The 5,940-nt window shown below is 50.8% G+C and carries 1 protein-coding gene, 2 tRNA genes and 3 rRNA genes; all 6 read left to right on the top strand.

What is annotated here, in order from left to right; genetic code table 11:
* Window positions 1-139: 139 nt before the first annotated feature.
* Window positions 140-1,680: ribosomal RNA gene (locus KEM39_RS10510) — 16S ribosomal RNA — on the top strand.
* 100 nt (window positions 1,681-1,780) lie between these two features.
* A tRNA-Ile gene (locus KEM39_RS10505) sits at window positions 1,781-1,857 on the top strand.
* 5 nt (window positions 1,858-1,862) lie between these two features.
* Window positions 1,863-1,938: transfer RNA gene (locus KEM39_RS10500), tRNA-Ala, on the top strand.
* Between the two features lie 346 nt (window positions 1,939-2,284).
* Window positions 2,285-5,176, top strand: a 23S ribosomal RNA gene (locus tag KEM39_RS10495).
* A 96-nt stretch (window positions 5,177-5,272) separates the two neighbouring features.
* Window positions 5,273-5,386, top strand: a 5S ribosomal RNA gene (rrf, locus tag KEM39_RS10490).
* The 16S, 23S and 5S rRNA genes sit together here with 2 tRNA genes alongside, the layout of an rRNA operon.
* A 191-nt stretch (window positions 5,387-5,577) precedes the next feature.
* Window positions 5,578-5,940: helix-hairpin-helix domain-containing protein (locus KEM39_RS10485; RefSeq protein ID WP_407075250.1), on the top strand; the 363-nt coding region annotated here is incomplete at its 3' end.

Raw genomic sequence — 5,940 nt, 5'->3', positions numbered from 1 at the left:
AACGCTCTTTAACAAAACAGATTACCGATAAGTGTGAGTGCCTTGAGCCTCACACTGTTTGAAAGACAGACAAGATAATGTTTTAGACATTGTCCTGTCGGTTTCTTTGAAGCAGACCAGAAGTTATAAGTTAGAGATTGAACATAAGAGTTTGATCCTGGCTCAGATTGAACGCTGGCGGCATGCTTTACACATGCAAGTCGGACGGCAGCACAGAGAAGCTTGCTTCTTGGGTGGCGAGTGGCGAACGGGTGAGTAACATATCGGAACGTACCGAGTAGTGGGGGATAACTGATCGAAAGATCAGCTAATACCGCATACGTCTTGAGAGGGAAAGCAGGGGACCTTCGGGCCTTGCGCTATTCGAGCGGCCGATATCTGATTAGCTAGTTGGTGGGGTAAAGGCCTACCAAGGCGACGATCAGTAGCGGGTCTGAGAGGATGATCCGCCACACTGGGACTGAGACACGGCCCAGACTCCTACGGGAGGCAGCAGTGGGGAATTTTGGACAATGGGCGCAAGCCTGATCCAGCCATGCCGCGTGTCTGAAGAAGGCCTTCGGGTTGTAAAGGACTTTTGTCAGGGAAGAAAAGGCTGTTGCTAATATCAGCGGCTGATGACGGTACCTGAAGAATAAGCACCGGCTAACTACGTGCCAGCAGCCGCGGTAATACGTAGGGTGCGAGCGTTAATCGGAATTACTGGGCGTAAAGCGAGCGCAGACGGTTACTTAAGCAGGATGTGAAATCCCCGGGCTCAACCTGGGAACTGCGTTCTGAACTGGGTGACTAGAGTGTGTCAGAGGGAGGTAGAATTCCACGTGTAGCAGTGAAATGCGTAGAGATGTGGAGGAATACCGATGGCGAAGGCAGCCTCCTGGGATAACACTGACGTTCATGCTCGAAAGCGTGGGTAGCAAACAGGATTAGATACCCTGGTAGTCCACGCCCTAAACGATGTCAATTAGCTGTTGGGCAACTTGATTGTTCAGTAGCGTAGCTAACGCGTGAAATTGACCGCCTGGGGAGTACGGTCGCAAGATTAAAACTCAAAGGAATTGACGGGGACCCGCACAAGCGGTGGATGATGTGGATTAATTCGATGCAACGCGAAGAACCTTACCTGGTCTTGACATGTACGGAATCCTCCAGAGACGGAGGAGTGCCTTCGGGAGCCGTAACACAGGTGCTGCATGGCTGTCGTCAGCTCGTGTCGTGAGATGTTGGGTTAAGTCCCGCAACGAGCGCAACCCTTGTCATTAGTTGCCATCATTCAGTTGGGCACTCTAATGAGACTGCCGGTGACAAGCCGGAGGAAGGTGGGGATGACGTCAAGTCCTCATGGCCCTTATGACCAGGGCTTCACACGTCATACAATGGTCGGTACAGAGGGTAGCCAAGCCGCGAGGTGGAGCCAATCTCACAAAACCGATCGTAGTCCGGATTGCACTCTGCAACTCGAGTGCATGAAGTCGGAATCGCTAGTAATCGCAGGTCAGCATACTGCGGTGAATACGTTCCCGGGTCTTGTACACACCGCCCGTCACACCATGGGAGTGGGGGATACCAGAAGTAGGTAGGATAACCGCAAGGGGTCCGCTTACCACGGTATGCTTCATGACTGGGGTGAAGTCGTAACAAGGTAGCCGTAGGGGAACCTGCGGCTGGATCACCTCCTTTCTAGAGAAAGAAGAGGCTTTAGGCATTCACACTTATCGGTAAACTGAAAAGATGCGGAAGAAGCTTGAGTGAAGGCAAGGTTCGCTTAAGAAGAGAATCCGGGTTTGTAGCTCAGCTGGTTAGAGCACACGCTTGATAAGCGTGGGGTCGGAGGTTCAAGTCCTCCCAGACCCACCAATAACGGGGGCATAGCTCAGTTGGTAGAGCACCTGCTTTGCAAGCAGGGGGTCATCGGTTCGATCCCGTTTGCCTCCACCAAAACTTTACAAATGAAAGCAAGTTTGCTATTTTTAGCAGCTTATTTTGATTTGCGAAGTAGAATAACGACGTATCGATCTTTAACAAATTGGAAAGCCGAAATCAACAAACAAAGACAATGAGTTTGTTTTGATTTTTTATTCTTTGCAAAGGATAAAAATCTCTCGCAAGAGAAAAGAAAACAAACACAGTATTTGGGTGATGATTGTATCGACTTAATCCTGAAACACAAAAGGCAGGATTAAGACACAACAAAGCAGTAAGCTTTATCAAAGTAGGAATTTCAAGTTTACTTCCCTAGTCAACGGGTAGGTAAACGAAGTCAAAGAAGTTCTTGAAATGATAGAGTCAAGTGAATAAGTGCATCAGGTGGATGCCTTGGCGATGATAGGCGACGAAGGACGTGTAAGCCTGCGAAAAGCGCGGGGGAGCTGGCAATAAAGCTATGATCCCGCGATGTCCGAATGGGGAAACCCACTGCATTCTGTGCAGTATCCTAAGTTGAATACATAGACTTAGAGAAGCGAACCCGGAGAACTGAACCATCTAAGTACCCGGAGGAAAAGAAATCAACCGAGATTCCGCAAGTAGTGGCGAGCGAACGCGGAGGAGCCTGTACGTGATAACTGTCGAGATAGAAGAACAAGCTGGGAAGCTTGACCATAGTGGGTGATAGTCCCGTATTCGAAATCTCAATAGTGGTACTAAGCGTACGAAAAGTAGGGCGGGACACGTGAAATCCTGTCTGAATATGGGGGGACCATCCTCCAAGGCTAAATACTCATCATCGACCGATAGTGAACCAGTACCGTGAGGGAAAGGCGAAAAGAACCCCGGGAGGGGAGTGAAATAGAACCTGAAACCTGATGCATACAAACAGTGGGAGCACCCTAGTGGTGTGACTGCGTACCTTTTGTATAATGGGTCAACGACTTACATTCAGTAGCGAGCTTAACCGAATAGGGGAGGCGTAGGGAAACCGAGTCTTAATAGGGCGAACAGTTGCTGGGTGTAGACCCGAAACCGAGTGATCTATCCATGGCCAGGTTGAAGGTGCCGTAACAGGTACTGGAGGACCGAACCCACGCATGTTGCAAAATGCGGGGATGAGCTGTGGATAGGGGTGAAAGGCTAAACAAACTCGGAGATAGCTGGTTCTCCCCGAAAACTATTTAGGTAGTGCCTCGAGCAAGACACTGATGGGGGTAAAGCACTGTTATGGCTAGGGGGTTATTGCAACTTACCAACCCATGGCAAACTCAGAATACCATCAAGTGGTTCCTCGGGAGACAGACAGCGGGTGCTAACGTCCGTTGTCAAGAGGGAAACAACCCAGACCGCCAGCTAAGGTCCCAAATGATAGATTAAGTGGTAAACGAAGTGGGAAGGCATAGACAGCCAGGATGTTGGCTTAGAAGCAGCCATCATTTAAAGAAAGCGTAATAGCTCACTGGTCGAGTCGTCCTGCGCGGAAGATGTAACGGGGCTCAAATCTATAACCGAAGCTGCGGATGCCGGTTTACCGGCATGGTAGGGGAGCGTTCTGTAGGCCGATGAAGGTGCATTGTAAAGTGTGCTGGAGGTATCAGAAGTGCGAATGTTGACATGAGTAGCGATAAAGCGGGTGAAAAGCCCGCTCGCCGAAAGCCCAAGGTTTCCTACGCAACGTTCATCGGCGTAGGGTGAGTCGGCCCCTAAGGCGAGGCAGAAATGCGTAGTCGATGGGAAACAGGTTAATATTCCTGTACTTGATTCAAATGCGATGTGGGGACGGAGAAGGTTAGGTTAGCAAGCTGTTGGAATAGCTTGTTTAAGCCGGTAGGTGGAAGACTTAGGCAAATCCGGGTCTTCTTAACACCGAGAAGTGACGACGAGTGTCTACGGACACGAAGTAACCGATACCACGCTTCCAGGAAAAGCCACTAAGCTTCAGTTTGAATCGAACCGTACCGCAAACCGACACAGGTGGGCAGGATGAGAATTCTAAGGCGCTTGAGAGAACTCGGGAGAAGGAACTCGGCAAATTGATACCGTAACTTCGGGAGAAGGTATGCCCTCTAAGGTTAAGGACTTGCTCCGTAAGCCCTGGAGGGTCGCAGAGAATAGGTGGCTGCGACTGTTTATTAAAAACACAGCACTCTGCTAACACGAAAGTGGACGTATAGGGTGTGACGCCTGCCCGGTGCTGGAAGGTTAATTGAAGATGTGAGAGCATCGGATCGAAGCCCCAGTAAACGGCGGCCGTAACTATAACGGTCCTAAGGTAGCGAAATTCCTTGTCGGGTAAGTTCCGACCCGCACGAATGGCGTAACGATGGCCACACTGTCTCCTCCCGAGACTCAGCGAAGTTGAAGTGGTTGTGAAGATGCAATCTACCCGCTGCTAGACGGAAAGACCCCGTGAACCTTTACTGTAGCTTTGCATTGGACTTTGAAGTCACTTGTGTAGGATAGGTGGGAGGCTTAGAAGCAGAGACGCCAGTCTCTGTGGAGCCGTCCTTGAAATACCACCCTGGTGTCTTTGAGGTTCTAACCCAGACCCGTAATCCGGGTCGGGGACCGTGCATGGTAGGCAGTTTGACTGGGGCGGTCTCCTCCCAAAGAGTAACGGAGGAGTTCGAAGGTTACCTAGGTCCGGTCGGAAATCGGACTGATAGTGCAATGGCAAAAGGTAGCTTAACTGCGAGACCGACAAGTCGAGCAGGTGCGAAAGCAGGACATAGTGATCCGGTGGTTCTGTATGGAAGGGCCATCGCTCAACGGATAAAAGGTACTCCGGGGATAACAGGCTGATTCCGCCCAAGAGTTCATATCGACGGCGGAGTTTGGCACCTCGATGTCGGCTCATCACATCCTGGGGCTGTAGTCGGTCCCAAGGGTATGGCTGTTCGCCATTTAAAGTGGTACGTGAGCTGGGTTTAAAACGTCGTGAGACAGTTTGGTCCCTATCTGCAGTGGGCGTTGGAAGTTTGACGGGGGCTGCTCCTAGTACGAGAGGACCGGAGTGGACGAACCTCTGGTGTACCGGTTGTAACGCCAGTTGCATAGCCGGGTAGCTAAGTTCGGAAGAGATAAGCGCTGAAAGCATCTAAGCGCGAAACTCGCCTGAAGATGAGACTTCCCTTGTGGTTTAACCACACTAAAGAGTCGTTCGAGACCAGGACGTTGATAGGTGGGGTGTGGAAGCGCGGTAACGCGTGAAGCTAACCCATACTAATTGCTCGTGAGGCTTGACTCTATCATTTGAAGAACTTTAAGAGATAAAAGCTTACTGACTGATTCAGTCATCACCGAATATATTGATTAAGGCTTTACCGATTTGTAACAGTTTAAGTTTGGCGGCCATAGCGAGTTGGTCCCACGCCTTCCCATCCCGAACAGGACCGTGAAACGACTCAGCGCCGATGATAGTGTGGTTCTTCCATGCGAAAGTAGGTCACTGCCAAACACCCTTTCAGAAAACCCCCGATTATTCGGGGGTTTTTGCTTTGTGCGGCAGAGACGGAGCTTTGGGAGGGATAAGCCGGGGGCGGACGGTTTCCCTGCAGTATTGGTGGGAATGGTCTTGAAACAAACGTACATTCATTTTAAAATGATGAAAAATTCCATCTGTTTGACCGGATATGCATACCTGCCGGTATGGCGGACGTATCCGTCCGGCAGTTCCATTTCGTACGGCGGTGCCGTTTTGTTTTATTGTTCCCATACTTTGGAGGAAACCTTATGAAAAAGATTTTTATGCTGTTGTATATGCTGTTCTCCTGCGCCTTCTCCCTTGCGGCGGTAAACATCAATGCCGCTTCGCCGCAGGAGCTGGAGGCGCTGCCGGGCATAGGCCCGGCGAAGGCGAAGGCCATTGCGGAATACCGCGCGCAAAACGGCGCGTTCAAGTCTGTGGACGAGTTGACGAAGGTTAAGGGTATCGGCCCTGCGGTATTGGCGAAGCTGAAGGACCAGGCTTCCGTCGGTGCGCCCGCGCCAAAAGCCCCCGCCAAACCGGCT

It is taken from the genome of Neisseria sp. Marseille-Q1983 (assembly GCF_018224585.1).
GTDB classification, from domain to species: Bacteria; Pseudomonadota; Gammaproteobacteria; order Burkholderiales; family Neisseriaceae; genus Neisseria; species Neisseria polysaccharea.
The sequence above is the reverse complement of the archived record's forward strand: the minus strand, read 5'-3'. Positions and strand labels throughout refer to the sequence as shown.